Source organism: Luedemannella flava (genome assembly GCF_039528515.1).
Lineage (GTDB): Bacteria > Actinomycetota > Actinomycetes > Mycobacteriales > Micromonosporaceae > Luedemannella > Luedemannella flava.
Map to the genome: position 1 here is coordinate 133,165 of NZ_BAAALT010000053.1, position 14,747 is coordinate 147,911.

The 14,747-nt window shown below is 72.3% G+C and carries 16 protein-coding genes; 4 read left to right on the top strand and 12 right to left on the bottom strand.

All coding sequences use genetic code 11. The annotated features are described in order from the left end of the window. Window positions 1-22: 22 nt before the first annotated feature. The 7 genes from ABD211_RS10665 to ABD211_RS10695 form a co-directional block, all read right to left on the bottom strand. Window positions 23-835 carry an SDR family oxidoreductase gene (locus tag ABD211_RS10665; RefSeq protein ID WP_344128871.1) on the bottom strand — a complete coding sequence of 271 codons (813 nt, stop codon included), beginning with the start codon at window positions 833-835 and terminating at the stop codon, window positions 23-25. Next, complete coding sequence (locus ABD211_RS10670; protein ID WP_344128872.1) at window positions 832-1,584, bottom strand: SDR family oxidoreductase; 753 nt, start codon at window positions 1,582-1,584, stop codon at window positions 832-834. Before ABD211_RS10670 ends, ABD211_RS10665 begins: the two co-directional genes overlap by 4 nt. Window positions 1,585-1,672: 88 nt before the next feature. Beyond that, entirely contained in the window at window positions 1,673-2,932 is a 1,260-nt protein-coding gene (locus tag ABD211_RS10675; RefSeq protein ID WP_344128874.1) for an ABC transporter substrate-binding protein, read from the bottom strand. Between the two features lie 29 nt (window positions 2,933-2,961). Then, complete coding sequence (locus ABD211_RS10680) at window positions 2,962-3,960, bottom strand: branched-chain amino acid ABC transporter permease (protein ID WP_344128876.1); 999 nt, start codon at window positions 3,958-3,960, stop codon at window positions 2,962-2,964. Continuing rightward, window positions 3,957-4,835 (bottom strand): branched-chain amino acid ABC transporter permease, encoded by an 879-nt coding sequence (locus tag ABD211_RS10685; protein ID WP_344128878.1) that lies wholly within the window; start codon window positions 4,833-4,835, stop codon window positions 3,957-3,959. Before ABD211_RS10685 ends, ABD211_RS10680 begins: the two co-directional genes overlap by 4 nt. Before the next feature lie 9 nt (window positions 4,836-4,844). Next, complete coding sequence (locus ABD211_RS10690) at window positions 4,845-5,564, bottom strand: ABC transporter ATP-binding protein (RefSeq protein ID WP_344128880.1); 720 nt, start codon at window positions 5,562-5,564, stop codon at window positions 4,845-4,847. After that, window positions 5,561-6,334: an ABC transporter ATP-binding protein gene (locus ABD211_RS10695; RefSeq protein WP_344128882.1), complete on the bottom strand. Its 774-nt coding sequence runs from the start codon at window positions 6,332-6,334 to the stop codon at window positions 5,561-5,563. The genes ABD211_RS10690 and ABD211_RS10695 overlap by 4 nt, the downstream gene beginning before the upstream one ends. A 331-nt stretch (window positions 6,335-6,665) precedes the next feature. Between ABD211_RS10695 and ABD211_RS10700 the strand changes: the two genes are divergently transcribed. Both ABD211_RS10700 and ABD211_RS10705 read left to right on the top strand, forming a co-directional pair. Next, complete coding sequence (locus ABD211_RS10700) at window positions 6,666-7,022, top strand: hypothetical protein (RefSeq protein ID WP_344128884.1); 357 nt, start codon at window positions 6,666-6,668, stop codon at window positions 7,020-7,022. 450 nt (window positions 7,023-7,472) lie between these two features. After that, window positions 7,473-8,930, top strand: coding sequence for a cellulase family glycosylhydrolase (locus ABD211_RS10705; protein ID WP_344128886.1), 1,458 nt, complete (start codon window positions 7,473-7,475; stop codon window positions 8,928-8,930). A gap of 52 nt (window positions 8,931-8,982) precedes the next feature. On the opposite strand, the gene ABD211_RS10710 is transcribed toward ABD211_RS10705, so the two are convergent. Continuing rightward, entirely contained in the window at window positions 8,983-9,579 is a 597-nt protein-coding gene (locus ABD211_RS10710) for an HAD family hydrolase (protein WP_344128888.1), read from the bottom strand. A 134-nt stretch (window positions 9,580-9,713) separates the two neighbouring features. Here ABD211_RS10710 and ABD211_RS10715 point away from each other — a divergent pair, with 134 nt between their 5' ends. Then, window positions 9,714-10,919 carry an SRPBCC domain-containing protein gene (locus ABD211_RS10715; RefSeq protein ID WP_344128890.1) on the top strand — a complete coding sequence of 402 codons (1,206 nt, stop codon included), beginning with the start codon at window positions 9,714-9,716 and terminating at the stop codon, window positions 10,917-10,919. Between the two features lie 25 nt (window positions 10,920-10,944). Here ABD211_RS10715 and ABD211_RS10720 read toward each other — a convergent pair whose 3' ends face one another. Continuing rightward, window positions 10,945-12,168 (bottom strand): CapA family protein, encoded by a 1,224-nt coding sequence (locus ABD211_RS10720; RefSeq protein ID WP_344128892.1) that lies wholly within the window; start codon window positions 12,166-12,168, stop codon window positions 10,945-10,947. Between the two features lie 123 nt (window positions 12,169-12,291). Here ABD211_RS10720 and ABD211_RS10725 point away from each other — a divergent pair, with 123 nt between their 5' ends. Further along, window positions 12,292-12,753 (top strand): hypothetical protein, encoded by a 462-nt coding sequence (locus ABD211_RS10725; protein ID WP_344128894.1) that lies wholly within the window; start codon window positions 12,292-12,294, stop codon window positions 12,751-12,753. Window positions 12,754-12,800: 47 nt separating this feature from the next. Here ABD211_RS10725 and ABD211_RS10730 read toward each other — a convergent pair whose 3' ends face one another. From ABD211_RS10730 to araD, 3 genes are all read right to left on the bottom strand, one after another. After that, window positions 12,801-13,193, bottom strand: a complete 393-nt coding sequence (locus ABD211_RS10730) for a hypothetical protein (RefSeq protein ID WP_344128896.1) — start codon at window positions 13,191-13,193, stop codon at window positions 12,801-12,803. A gap of 152 nt (window positions 13,194-13,345) precedes the next feature. Then, on the bottom strand, window positions 13,346-13,915 hold the full coding sequence (locus ABD211_RS10735) for a hypothetical protein (protein WP_344128898.1): 570 nt from the start codon (window positions 13,913-13,915) through the stop codon (window positions 13,346-13,348). After that, the gene (araD, locus tag ABD211_RS10740) at window positions 13,912-14,619 is read right to left on the bottom strand and encodes an L-ribulose-5-phosphate 4-epimerase AraD (RefSeq protein ID WP_344128900.1); all 708 of its coding nucleotides are present in this window, start codon (window positions 14,617-14,619) and stop codon (window positions 13,912-13,914) included. Before araD ends, ABD211_RS10735 begins: the two co-directional genes overlap by 4 nt. Window positions 14,620-14,747: the final 128 nt, after the last annotated feature.

A 14,747-nucleotide genomic window follows, 5' to 3' on the forward strand; every position in this document is an offset into this window, starting at 1 on the left:
CGGCGGAGGTGTATGTGCTCGCTCATGGCAGCAATCGTCCCGCCGCGAGGCCCGCCTTCTCGAGATCCTGCTGGGTGCGGTTCATGCCGCGCAGCCAGCGGTCCGGGTCGGTGGCGCGGCGCTCGTAGTACGTCGCGACCTCCGGGTGGGGCAGGATGAGGAAGCGGTCGTCGGCCATCGCCTCGATGACGCACTGCGCGACCTGCTCCGGGGAAATCGCCGCGTCGTCGAGCAGCGCGCCGCTGGCCGGGTCCGCCTGCGACAACATGGGCGTACGCACGCCCTGTGGGCACAACGCCTGCACGGTGATCCCCCGGTGGTCGTAGGTGGCGCGCAGCCACTCGGCGAAGGCGAGCGCGGCGTGCTTCGTGACCGTGTACGGCGCCTTGCCGAGCAGCGTCAGCAGGCCGGCCGCCGAGACGGTGGCGAGGAAGCGGCCCTGGCCGTCGGCGAGCCAGCGCGGCAGCAGCGCCCGCGCCGCGCGCACGTGCGCCATGACGTTGACCTGCCAGCCCAGCTCCCACACCTCGTCCGGCGCGGCGGCCGTGCCGGACGGGGCGACCCCGGCGTTCGCGCAGAAGATGTCGAGCGCGTCGCACCGGTCCCAGGCGAAGGCGACCAGGTCGGTGACGGTCCGCGCGTCGGACGCGTCCCCGGGGAACGCGAGGCCACCGATCTCGTCGGCCACCAGGGCGGCCGCGCCGGCGTCCAGGTCGTTGACGACGACCCGCGCCCCCTCGGCGGCGAACCGCCGGGCCAGCGCGGCCCCGATCCCGGACCCGCCGCCCGTGACGACCGCGACGGAGCCCCTGACCTCCAGCCCGGCAGGCGTCATGCCCCACGTCCCGTCAGCGTCACGCCGCCGTCGACGACGAGGGTCTGGCCGGTCACCCAGGAGGCGTCGTCGCTGACCAGGTAGGACACCGCGCCGGCGACGTCGGCGGGCTCGCCGAGGCGGCCCAGCGGGTAGCGGGACGCGACCTCCTCCTCGCGGCCCTCGTAGAGGGCGCTCGCGAAGCGGGTCTTCACCACGGCCGGGGCGACGGCGTTGACCCGGATCGCGGGGCCCAGCTCCACGGCCAGGCACGCGGTCAGGTGGGCCAGCGCCGCCTTGCTGACGCCGTAGAAGGAGATGCCGGGTGGCGGCACGATGCCGGCGACCGAGGTGACCGACACGATCGCGCCGCCCCGGTCGACCATGCCGGCGGCGCAGACCTCCTGGACCCAGCCGAGCGCGCTCACCACGTTCACGTCCAGGATCTTGCGGGCCGCGCCGAGGTCGAGGCCGACGAGCGGGCCGAACGCCGGGTTGATGCCGGTGTTGTTGACCAGGATGTCCACCGGCCCGAACGCCTCGGTGACCCGGCGGACCGTCTCGGCGCGGTGCTCCGGGTCGTCCGCCTTGCCGGCCACCGCCATCGCGACCGACGGGCCGCCCAGCGCGGCGACCGCCTCGGCCAGTGTCTCCTCGCCGCGCGCGGTGAGGCACACGCGGGCGCCCTCCGCGACGAGCCGCTCGGCCACGCCGAGGCCGATGCCCCGGCTCGCGCCGGTGACGATGGCGACTCTGCCCTTGTGACGCATGTGTGCTCCTCGGTGATGCGCTCCTGATGCGGACCTTAGCTGGCGCCGGTCGGGGCCGGTGGGGTCGCCACCGGCCCCGAGGAGTCCGTCAGCCCGGAATGCCGCTGGTGGGCGGGGCCGGGCGCTGCTGGGTGTACTCGGCGACCGGGCCGTCCGCGGGGTCCGTCTCGTACACCGGGCCGAAGAACGCCTGCGCGGCGCTGGCGACGCGGGTCAGCCGTCCCCCGCCGTACCCGGAATGGTTGGTCCTGGAGTAGCGCAGCGGCGCGTAACCGGGGCCGGTGAAGCCACCCTTCTCCACGGCGGCGATCAGGCCCTCGCGGGTGAGGTCCTTGCCGGCGGCCTGCAGCGCCTGCACGAACAGGTACGCCACGGACATGCCGTAGATCGCGTTGCCGTTGAACGGGGTGCCGGGGGAGTACTGGTCGTGCACCTTCTTGAACAGGGCCGTCCACGGGTCGGCGGCGTCGGTGGCGGCGGGCAGCGGCGAGATGCCGATCATGCCCTCGGCCAGCGGGGCGGCCTCCTTGAGCAGCGCGGCCACGGTCGGGTAGTCGGACCCGACGTTGGACACCACCCACTGCGGGCGGAACGCCAGCCGCGCCGCCGTGCCGATCGACAGGGCCGTGAAGCCCGGCACCGTCGCCAGGATGACGACCTCGCAGCCGGCGGCCTTGAACGCGCCGATCTGCGGGCCGACGTTGGCGTTGGTGACGGTGTACTTCTGCTCGGCGGCGAGCGTGCCGAGGACCTTCTTGACGCCGGCCAGGCTGTCGCGGCCGAAGTCGTCGTCCTGGCCGAGGAAGCACACCTTCTTGCCGGCGAAGGTCGTCTTCACATGGGTCGCGAGGATCTTGCCCTCGACGGTGTAGTCGGTGTTGAAGCCGAACGTCTGCGGGTACTTCGTCGGCTGGTTCCAGCTCAGGCTGCCCGACGCGACGAACAGGTCGGGCACCTTGTTGGTGTTGAGGAAGTCCAGCACGCCCGTGTGGGTCGGGGTGCCGAGCCCGTTGAGGATCGCGAACACCTTGTCCTGCAGGACGAGCTGCCGTACGACCTGGGTGGTGTTCGCGGGGTTGTACCCGTCGTCCATGATCTTGTATGTGATCTTGCGACCGTGGACCCCGCCGTTCGCGTTGACGTAGTCGAAGTACGCCTTCGCGGCGGGCGCGATCTCGGAGTACCCGGCGGCGGCCGGGCCGGTCAGTGGCGTGTGCGTACCGATCACGATCTCGGTGTCGGTGACGCCGGGAACGGCGGCCTTGTCGTCGCCGCACGCGGCGACGGCGGTGCCCGCCAGAAGGAGCGAGGTGACGATCGCGACCGTGCGTCGCGCGGGGTGGGACATGCCGGACACCGGACCTTTCGCGAGGGGTTTCAGGACGGTGGTGCGGACGCGCGCCGGCGGCGGCGCAGGGCCCGCGCGGCCCGGCCGAGCGCCCCCTGCACACCCCCCGGAGCGACGATCATGGTGACGATCAGGACCAGGCCGAAGATGGCCAGCGGCAGGTTGCCGGCCAGCCGCTGCGCGGTCGCGGGCGACAGCGTCAGCGACGCGGTGATCTCGTGGGCCAGGTCCGGCAGGGCGACCAGCAGCAGCGCGCCCCAGGCGGCCCCGGCGAGACTGCCCAGCCCGCCGACGACGATCGCCATGAGCAGGAACAGCGACAGGGTCAGCGGGAACGCACCCGGCGAGACGGTCTGCGCGAGGAAGGCCAGCAGCCCGCCGCCAAGTCCGGCACCGGCCGCGCTGACCACGAACGCCTGCACCCTGACCCGCGCGACGCGGATGCCGGCCAGCCGCGCCGCGACCTCGTCGTCGCGGACGGCACGCAGTTCCCGGCCGTACCGGCTGCGCAGCAGGTTCGCCATGCCGAGGGCGATGATCAGCGCCCCGGACACGGCGATCCAGGCCTGCCACCGCTCGAACGGCACGTCCACCGGCGCCGGCGCCGCGTAGACCGGCAGGCCCTGCTCGCCGTTGAACGTCTCCCGGAAGATGACCGGCACGGCCGGCACCGCCACCGCGATCGCCATCGTGGCGCCGGCGAGGTAGGGGCCGTGCAGCCGGGCGCCGGCGAGCCCGACCACGACCCCCGCGGCCGCGGTGACGACGACGCTCAGCGTCAGGGAGGCGGCCAGCATCCAGCCGCCCGCGTCCCCGTACGCGTTCTGCGACAGCGCCACCGTGTACGCGCCGATCGCCATGAACGCGCCCTGGCCGAGCGAGAGCTGCCCCGACAGTCCGGTCAGGACGGTAAGCCCCGCGGTCGCGCAGAAGTACGCGCAGACCGTGGCGAGCTGGTAGGCGCGGAACGGCTCCAGGATGCTGGCCAGCGCGAAAGCGACGACGCCGGCCGCCACCACGCCCCTCATGCGCGCCGCGCCGAGGCCGTGGCGACCAGGCCGCCGGGACGGACGAGCAGCACCGCGACGAGCAGGCCGGCGACGGCGAGGGACGCCAGGTCGCCACCGACGTAGCCCGTCACGTACGACACCAGCAGCCCGACGCCCACCCCGCCGATCACGGCGCCGACCGGGCTGTCCAGCCCGCCGATCACGGCGCCCGTGAACGCGGACACGAAGACGAGATCCATCGCGGTCGGGTGCAGGCCGAGGCCCGTCGGCACGGTGAGCAGCGCGGCCAGCGCGCCGGCGGCGGACGCGAGCGCCCAGCCGACGGTGAGCATGCCGGCCACGTTCACGCCGAGCAACCGCGACACCTCGGGCGCGAACGCGGCGGCGCGCATCCGCAGCCCCAGGCCCGTCCTGGTGAACAGCAACGCGAGCAGGCCGACGAGGGCGGCGACCGTGCCGAACACGAACAGGTCGAACCGCGACACCGCCGGCACTCCCCACACGTCCAGGGCGGTGCGGCTGAGCGGCGCGCCGATCGGCCGGTACTCGTTGCCGTAGAGCATGCCGAGCACCGCCTGGATGAGCAGCACCAGGCCGAGCGCCACGATGACCGGGTTGAGCGGCGCGCGATGGTCCACCAGCCGCATCACCCCGCGCTCCACCGCCACGCCGAGCGCCAGCCCCGCGACCAGCGCGCCGACAAACCCCAGCCAGTACGACCCGGTCGCTTCGGTGATGGAGGCGGCCACGTACGCCGTCGCGACCGCCATGGCACCCTGCGCGAAGTTGACGACGCGCGCCGCCCGCCAGATCAGCACGAGAGCCAGTGCGAACACGGCCAGCACCGCCCCGTGGGCCAGGCCGTCGACCGTGAGAAACACGAAGCGGTCCATGCTCCTCCTCTAGAAACCCAGGTACGTGTGCCGGAGGTCCTCGTCGTCGCGCAGCTGCGCGGCCGGCGCCGTCACGACGACCCGGCCCAGCGACATGACCGCGGCGTTATCGGCTACCGATAGCGCGCTGCGCACGTTCTGCTCGACCAGCAGGACGGCCAGCCCGGTCGCGTCGCGCCACTGCCGCAGCAGCGCCATGACCTGGGCGGTGATGCGCGGCGCGAGGCCGAGCGACGGCTCGTCCAGCAGGAGCAGCCGGGGTCGGGCCATCAGCGCCCGGCCCAGCGCGAGCATCTGCCGCTCGCCGCCGGAGAGCTGGTGCGCCGCGTGCCTGCGCCGCCGGGCGATCTCGGGGAACAGGTCGAGGACCTCTGCGAGACTGCGCGCCTCGCCCGCCCGGTCGCGCCGCCACACCCCGCCCAGGCGCAGGTTCTCGGCGACCGTCAGCTCGCCGATCACGCCGCGTCCCTCGGGGACGTGCACGAGGCCGCGCCGCACGAGCCGGTGCGGCGGGACCCCGTCGAGCGGCTCGCCGTCGAAGAGGATCCGACCGCCCGTGGGGCGGACCAGCCCCGACAGCGTCCGCAACAGGGTGGTCTTGCCGGCGCCGTTCGCGCCGAGCACGGCGGTGATCTGCCCGTCCGACATGGCGAACCTGACATCCCGCAGCACGGGCGCCGCCCCGTACCCGGCGGTGAGGTCCTCAACCTTCAGCAACGGATCGCTCACGTTGTCACCGCCTCGCCCAGATACGCCTCGATCACGGCGGGATCGTCGGCGATCCGGTCGGGCGGGCCGGCCGCGATGACCCTGCCGAAGTCGAGGACGGTGACCTCGTCGCAGACCCGCATGACGAGGTCCATGTGGTGCTCCACGAGCAGCACGGCGCAGCCGGCGTCGGCGCGGGCCGGCAGGGCGGCGATGAGCTCGCCGAGCTCGTCGACCTCGGCCTCGCTCAGCCCGCCGGCCGGCTCGTCGAGCAGCAGCAGGCGGGGACGGGCGGCCAGCGCGCGGGCGAGCGCGACCCGCTTGCCCACGGCGTACGGCAGGGTGGTCGGGTAGGCGTCGGCGTAGTCGTCGACGCCCAGCTCGGCCAGCAGGGCGCGGGCCGCGTCGCGCAGACAGCGCTCGTCACGGCCCGCGCGCGGGAGGCCGAGCAGCGCGGCGCCGAGCCCGGCGCGCGCGTCGGCGGTGGCGCCGGTGACGACGTTCTCGAGGACGGTCAGGCCGGCGAACAGCCCGACTCCCTGCAGCGTGCGGGCGATGCCCAGCCTGGTCAGCCCGTGCGGCCGGCGGGGAAGCGGCCGACCCTCGAAGGTCAGCTCGCCGCGCCGCGGCCGCTGGATGCCACAGATGACGTTGAACAGCGTGGTCTTGCCGGCGCCGTTGGGTCCGATCACGCCGACCACCTGGCCGGGCGTCACGTCGAGGTCGACGCCGTCGAGCGCCACCAGGCCGCCGAAGTGCACGTCCACGCCCCGCAACCGCAGCCCGCCCATCGCAGTCACCCCCTCGGGCCATCTATTTACATCGGCAGTGTAAATAGAAGCGCCTCAGAGGCGATACGCCCGTGATGATTTCGTAACAACCGGACGGATTCCGAGATCTTCACGCACGACAAATGAAGAAAGATCGCCCGCCGCCCGCCGCCCGCCGCCCGCCGCCCGCCGCCCGCGGTCGCTGATCGGCTTATGGCGCCATAGCGCTGGAGTGCGGGCCGGGATTCGGACTCTATGGCGCCATAACGCTGAGATGGGCCGCCCGGGGATGTCGAGACGTGCCGATCGGCCGATTGCGCGTGGGTGCCTCGGGCCGCCACGCTCATTGATCATGAAGCTCATGCACTGCGCGCACTGCGACGACATCGTCCGACTCTTCCCCGAGGCGCGGTCGTGCCGATGCGGCAAGTCCCAGGGTAAGTACCTTGAGGACAACGCGACGACCGTGCAGACCTGGCCGGGCCTGTCGCTCGGCATCGCCAACCCGGACTTCGTCGCGGCACAGGAGGCCTTCGCCGCCGACCCGAACACGTTCTCGCCCGTGCTGTCGATGCGCGCCTGGATCAACCCGGCGTCGGAACCGGACGTGAAGTTCGTCGCCGGCATCCCCCTCAAGGAAGACGAGGAGGAGGGCGAAGAGCGGTCGCAGGTGGAGGAAACGCCGGCTGACCCCGCGCCGGCGGGGTGAGCCGGGGTGCGCGCCGTCGCCGGGCGGGCGCGGGTCGCCCCTCCGCGTCGGGCGGTCGAGGGGCACGGGCGCACGCCCGGCGACAGCGGCTGCTGTCCGAGGTGGACTGTGCTGGCACGTATCCGCGCTGGCTGCGACGGAAATCTCTGTGGTTGAGCGTGGATCGGGGGGTCCGACGTCAACGTAGGCCCGTCGGTGACCGTCGTCAATGATCTCGCCGGATCGACGACCACCAGTGCATGTCGTGCCGGTAAGTTTCATCGTGCCTGGTAGGCGGGGACCAGCCAGTTCGGCTGGACGAACGACTAAATCCACGTAACCGGTTTTGCCGCCCTGCGGCCGCCTCCTACGCTGATCACGCTGCGTGGCGGGCAGGGATCGTCGGGGTCCAGGTTTAGTGGTTCAGCTCCCCCCAGCCCCACCCCGGGGCCTTTCCTCCTGAGGTAGGTCATGAAACGACGGCACTTCGCCATTCTCGGCGCGGCCGCAATCGCTGCCGCGACCTCCATAGTGGTGTTGGCGCAGCCCGCCGCCGCCGCTACGGGTCTGCACATCAGCGGCACCAACATCGTCGAGGCCAACGGCCAGAACTTCATCATGCGTGGCATCAACCACGAGCACGTCTGGTTCACGGGCCAGACCAAGGCGTTCGCCGACATCAAGGCCACGGGCGCGAACACCATCCGGGTGGTGCTCGGCACGGGCAAGCGGTGGGGTCCGTCCAACGACATCCCCAACGTGATCAACCTGTGCAAGACGAACAAGCTCATCTGCGTCCTCGAGGTGCACGACACCACGGGGTACGGCGAGGACGGCGCCGCCGCCTCGCTCGACGAGGCCGTGACCTACTGGGTCTCCCAGAAGGCCAACCTGGTCGGCCAGGAGAACTACGTCGTCATCAACATCGGCAACGAGCCGATCGGCAACACCAACGCCGCCCAGTGGACGACCGCGACGGCCAACGCCGTGAAGCGCATGCGGGACAACGGCTTCGAGCACCTGCTCATGGTCGACGCCCCGAACTGGGGCCAGGACTGGCAGAACATCATGCGCGACACGAGCCAGACCGTGCTCGACGCCGACGTCCTGAAGAACACCGTGCTGTCCGTGCACATGTACTCCGTCTACGCCCAGGCGTCGACCATCATCAGCTATCTGGACGCCATCAAGTCCAAGGGCTGGCCGCTGGTCATCGGCGAGTTCGGCTGGCAGTTCGACTCCAGCCAGGTCGACGACGCCACGCTGATGGCCCAGGCCCAGGCCCGCGGCATCGGCTACCTCGGTTGGTCCTGGTCGGGCAACAACGACCCGGTCCTCGACATGGTGCCGGTCAGCACCTGGGATCCCGCCGCCCTCACCACGTGGGGCCAGCGGATCGTCAACGGCGCCAACGGCATCAAGGCGACGTCGAAGGAGGCCACGATCTACAGTGGCGCGTCCACGACGACCGGCCCCGCCGTCACCACCCGCGCTCCCGTCACCACCACCGCCGCGCCGGTCACCACGACCCGCGCCCCGGTCACGACCACGCGGGCGCCGGTCACCACCACGCGGGCGCCGGTCACCACGACCCGCGCGCCGGTGACCACCACGTCGGCCCCCGGCGCGAAGTCCTGCACCGCGACCTACTCGGTGCTGGGCCAGTGGGGCGGCGGCTTCCAGGGTGACGTGAAGGTCACCGCCGGCAGCGCGGCCATCACCGCCTGGACCGTGACGCTGACGTGGGCCAACGGCCAGACCATCACCCAGGCGTGGAACGCGACCGTCACCACGAGCGGCGCGGTCGCGACCGCGAAGAACATGAGCTACAACGGCAGCCTCGGCGCCGGTGGCAGCACCACGTTCGGTTTCCTGGGTTCGTGGAACGGCACCAACTCGGCTCCGACCCTCTCCTGCACCGCCAGCTGAACCACCAGTCACGAGTACGGGCCGGGTGCGCGCAGCACCCGGCCCGCGCCGTTCAGGGTCGGCGCTCCCAGGGTGGGGGCACGCGGACGGAGGCCATGCCGGCGGCGGTCGCCGCCGCGATGCCCATGTCGGTGTCCTCGAACACCAGGCACTCCTCCGCCGGCACGCCGAGCAGCCGCGCCCCGAGCAGGAACGCCTCCGGGTCCGGCTTGGCCTTCGCGTAGTCCCCGGCGCACACGAGCGTGTCGAACCGGTCGAGCAGCCCGAGCGCGCCCAGCGACGCGGTGACCGAGTCGCGGGTGCTGCCCGACACCACCGCGATGGGGATCCGACCGTACGCCTCCTCGACGTGGGCGACCACGTCCGCGATAGCGGTCAGCTTCGGCAGCAGCTGCCCGTAGCGTTCCTCCTTGACCCGGCCGACCTCGTCCACCGGCATGGCCAGGCCGTGCTGGTCGTTGAGCGCGGCGATGATCTCGGTGACCGGCCGCCCGCCCCAGGCGTAGAAGAGGTCCTCCGGGAACGCGCAGCCCCACTCGGCCAGCGTCTCGCTCCAGGCTGTGTAGTGCAGCGGCATCGAGTCGACGAGGGTGCCGTCGCAGTCGAACAGGTACGCGCGAAACGGGCCGGCCGGCAGGGTCAGGTTCACGGGCGCAGCGTAGCGACCGGCCCGGGCGTGGCGGGAGCGGGCATTCCCGCACGTGATGTGCGCCAAAGGTAAGGGGGACGCGAAAATGTTCCGCAGGACGGGCGTACTCGGGGAATTGGCCCTAAGGTCATCGCGTGTCGCAGTTGCGTCTGGAGTTCTTCTACCCGCATCCGCCGCAGACGGTGTGGCGGGCGTTGACCGAGTCCCACGTTCTCGCGCTCTGGCTGGTGGAGAACGATCTCGTCGCCCGCCCCGGGCACCGGTTCCGGATGCGGGCGTTGGAGCTGGCCGGGCTCGGCGAGCTCGTCAACGGTGACGTCCTGGACGTGGTCGAGGGCGAGCGGATCGCCATGATCTGGCGCACCGGGGAGGCGCACCTCGGCATGACCTGGCAGCTGCGTCCCAGCGCGGACGGCACGGTGCTGCAGGTCGTGCAGTCGGGCTTCCTCGGCGTCGGCGGGACGAACCGGCGCGAGGACCTGCGCCGTACGTACGAGCACGTCTTCGACGTGCGGCTGCGCGACGTCCTCGGGGCGCTCGAGAGCCAGCCCGCGCCCGGGCCGGTCGGACCGCTGCTCGCCGGCGCGGCCGTGCCGGCGGGACACACCCTGTTGGCCGAGGACCCGATGTGGGACGCGCCCCCGCCGGGGGAGCCGAACGCCCGCCCCGCCGACGCCGGATTCCCCGGCGTCGGTTCCGTCCCTGCCGTCCCGCGCCTGCGCGACCGGCCGATGGTGCGCTACGCGGCGATAGCGCTGCTCTCGGGAGTGACCGCCGCGGCACTGATCTCATGGCTCACCAGCCCGGACCACCGTTCGCCGGGCGGTGACCGCTGGGGCGGGCCGGCCTCGGCCAGTCAGGGCGGCATGGATCTCAGCGGGACCGCGGCCGCCCAGCCCACCGGGCCTGCCGGCTCGACCCCGCCGGGCCAGTCGACGGTGCAGCAGCCGGGCCGGCCGCCCGTCGGTGCGTCGCAGCAGCCGCCCAGCCCGGGCGCCCCACCGAGTGCCCCGGCGACGGGCGCGCCGCCGGACCCGGCCGCCGCCGACCTCACCGCCAGCTACGTCGTGGACAGCGGCACGTCGTCGTACGTGGTCACGGTGGCGAACCCGGGCGACGTGCCGGGGATGGACTGGGTCGTCACGCTCGTGGTGCCCTCCGCGAAGATCGAGTCTGTGACCGGCGCCGCCTGGTCGCAGAAGGGCAACACCGTGACGTTCACGCCGGAGGACCCGACCGCCGTCGTGCCCCCGCACGGCTCCGTCCAGTTCACCGCGGTGACGTCCAAGACCCCCAAGGAGCCGAAGGGCTGCACGATCAACGACCGGGCGTGCTCCTGACGCGTCGCGCCGCACCCGCGGACCGTTAGCGGCTCCGCACGACCATGCCGGCCTTCTTCGCGCCGAGCCGGCCCAGGATCGGTTCGGTGCGGCGCAGCGAGTCGCGGCACGACTGCCGCGCCGCCCCGCTCAGCCGCCGGTCGCGCAGACAGTCCGGCACGGTCAGCGCGATGGCGCGGCTGCCGCCGAGCCACATGTGGATCGGGATCACCTCGACGTGGGTGACCGCGAACACCCCCGCCCGCGTCTCGGTGACGGTGAACCTCGGCATGATCCCGTCGCGGGTGTTGACCGCCTGCTGCTGCCAGGCCACCTCGTTGCCCATGCCGTAGGCCACCCACTTGCCGTGCAGGCGCTGCAAGGGCTGCACGACGTGCGCGTGGTGACCGACGATCAGGTCCACGTCGGGCGAGGAGAGCAGCCGGTCGGCCACGGAACGCTGAAAGTCGTTCGGGTTGTGGTCGTACTCCGTGCCCCAGTGCAGGCTGACGATGGTGAACCGCGCGCCGGCGGCCCGGGCCCGGCGCGCCTCGGCGAGCACCGCGTCGGCCGATTCGGTCAGGTAGTTGGCCCGCCAGGCGCGGCCCTCCGGACGCCGCAGCCCGTTGAACGAGAACGTGTACGACAGGTGCGCCACCACGACCCCGTGCACCGTCATCAGGTTGAGCCGTTTGGCCTCGGCGGCGCTGCGGGCCGTGCCGGTGTGTCTGATGCCGGCGGCGTCGAGCGCCTTCAGCGTCCGGTCGATGCCGGCCTCACCCTTGTCCAGCGAGTGGTTGGACGCGGTCGAGCAGGTGTCGTAGCCGATGTCAGCGAGCGTCGTGGTGACCTGGGGCGGCACGTTGAAGATGGGATAGCCGGAGAACGGCCCGCGCGGCCCGCCGACCGGCGTCTCCAGGTGGCAGACGGCCAGGTCGGCCTCGCGCACGTCGGGCGCGAGGTGCGCGAACAGCGGCCCGAAGTCGTAGCTGTCGCCGCGCCTGGCCTGCGCCCACAGCCCGTCGTGGAGCAGGATGTCGCCGGCGGCGATGACCGTGAACCCGCGCGGCGTGAACGGGGCGGGCTGCGGGGCGGGCGGCTCGGTCGACCGGGTCTGCGTCGGCCGCAGCGGCGTGACCAGGGCCGGCGCCCGCGCTGGTCCATCCGACAGCGCCACCCCGGCCACCGCGACGGCCACAATCCCGGCGAGTACGCCCTGGAGCGCGCGCGGGGACCACCGCTCCCGCCCGGCCCGCCAGACGGTTGCCAACCGTGTTCCGACCGTTACAGCGAGCCCCCGAAATCCCACAGCGTGCACTTTGACCCGGCGCGGGGTGGGGAACAAGTCGGCCGATCGGACAGGGTCTATGGAGACTGGACGTATCCTGGGAATGTGCCGCCGAATTGGGATGTCTACACCTGGCTGTCGGAGCGTGATCCGGCCGTGCTGAGCGCGTTCATCGCCCGGTACGTCAACGTCGCCGCCCCGGGCGACACGCGGCTCGAGGCGTTCGTGCGCACCTACGTCGCCGGCACCCCGGACGATGGCGACCTTGAGGCGCTGAGCGACCTCGGCATCGACGACAGCGGCCAGTTCACGCTCTACGTGCGCGGGCTGGAGCACCCCTGGGTGATGATCGCGATCGCGGAGGGCCGGGCGGCCGTGCTCGGCCTGAGCATCGACGACCCCGACCAGTCCGAGGCCGGCTACGCCGCGGCGGAGGAGCTGATGCACCGCCTGCGCGCCGAGTACGCGTCGCCGGCCGGCCTGGCCGGCATCGAGCTCCCGCCGCCGTGGACGCGGCGGGCCTGGCTGGGCGCCCCGGCCCAGCTGCGCGTCGGCGCCCCCGACTGATCAACCGAGCGCGAGGCGCACGGCGGCGACCGTCGCGCCGCCCGGCGTCAGCCGTCGGGGGTGAAGAGGCCCTGGATGCCCACCACGATGGCGATGACGCCGAAGACGGCGAGCACCAGCGCCGCGCCCGTCGCGACGCCACCGGAGGAGTCGGCGCGCGGCGCGGCGCGGTTGGTCAACCGGTCCCACAGCAGGGCGATGCCGACCCCGATCCCGACGACCTCGAAGTGGAACACGTGCGGCCCGGAGATCGCGTGGACCAGCAGCCAGTAACCGCCCGTGATCAGGGCGACGAGGCCGACGATCCAGCCGAACGGCGCGACCGCGCCGGCACCCCGACCGAGAACGTCCCCGACTCTCGGTAGGCGCCGGAGTAGCGCGATGGCCAGCAGAAAGCCGCCGACGATGTTGGCCAGGTCGAGCAGCAGCGCCATGATCATAAGTACCCGTCCTCTGGATGGTGGCGAACCGCCCACAGTGATACCCGACGATCGCTGTCCCACACCCCACCCGGACCAAGTCGACGTTTGGACCGTTACGCAGGTAGTTACGCGCTGAGTTCCAGACGTAACTGTCCAAACGCCCGGACGGGTCACATGAGGATGGTGCGGGGGTCGGTTGCCATGGTGCGGAGCCAGGTGGCCGACTCGTGGGCGCCGGGGCACGCCGTCGTCGACAGTGCGTCGGCGAGCGCGATCATCTCGGGCGCGGGCAACAGAGCGCCGTCGCGGCCGCGCAGCATCAGCTTCACCGACCCCTCGGGCCCGACGACGGTCATGACCGGCGAGCGGACGGCCGAGTTCGCCGGTCCCCGCTCGAGGATCGTGTCCAGCCGCACCGACCGGGCGGTGCGCAGGTCCACGCTGCGCGTACGGAACTGCCGCACCGTCAGGCGGGTGCCCTCCAGCCACGCGGCGAGCCGGGTGATGCGCACCATCATGAGCACGGGGAACGCGCCGAGCGGCAGGGCGACCAGCAGCCCGCAGGCGACCGACCACGCGGGGTTCTCCGCCTGCGAGCGGACGAACAGGTTGGTCGTGATCAGGCTGAGCAGCGCGCCGAGGCAGCACCCGGCGGGCAGCAGCATGGCGCCGTAGATCGACAGCAGGACCAGCCGGCGGCGGCGGGTCGTGCCGTAGCCGACGGACAGGTGCGTGGTCATCGGGCGTTGCCGTAGTAGGCGTCGGGGCCGTGCTTGCGCTTGAAGTGCCGTTCCTGCAGGTGCCGGGGGGTACTCGCGGCGGGGTTGAGGGCGAGCGTCTTGAGGGCCATCTCGGCCACGGCCTCGCACACGATGGCGTACTCGGTGGACTTCTCCGCGGAGGCGGCCCAGGTGAACGGGCCGTGGTTCGCGGCGAGCGCGACGGGCATCGCCAACGCGGCCTCGTCGTCGCCGATCGTCTCGATGATCGCGATGCCGGTGTTCAGCTCGTAGTCGCGCGCGCACTCCTCGACGGTCAGTTGCCGGGCCACCGGGACGGGCCCGTTGAACGTGTCGGCGTGCGTCGTGCCCAGCACCGGGATGTCCAGCGCGGCCTGCGCGAACGCCACCGCGTTCGTGGAGTGCGTGTGTGTCACGCCGCCGATCGACGGCCACCGCAGATAGAACGCGCGGTGCGTCTCGCTGTCCACCGAAGGGCGCAGGTCGCCGGCGAGCACCGCGCCGGTCGCCAGGTCCACCGGAACGAGCAGGTCCTCGGTCAGGTCCTCGTACGCCACGCCGGACGGCTTGATGACGTACAGCCCGGCTTCGCGGTCGACGCCGCTGACGTTTCCCCAGGTCAACGCGGCCAGACCCGCCTTCGGGATCAGCTGGTTGGCGCGGAGGACGGCCTGTCGGAGGGACTTCGATCCGTGGTGTGTCACCGGTGGTGTCGCTTCCTGGGGTGGGGGCTCCCGACGCGTGCCGGGAGCCCTCACCGTAGCGGGGGCTCCCCAGCCCGCTACCGGCGCGGCGGGAGGGTCGCGAGCAACGTTCGCTGGTTTGCGGCGAT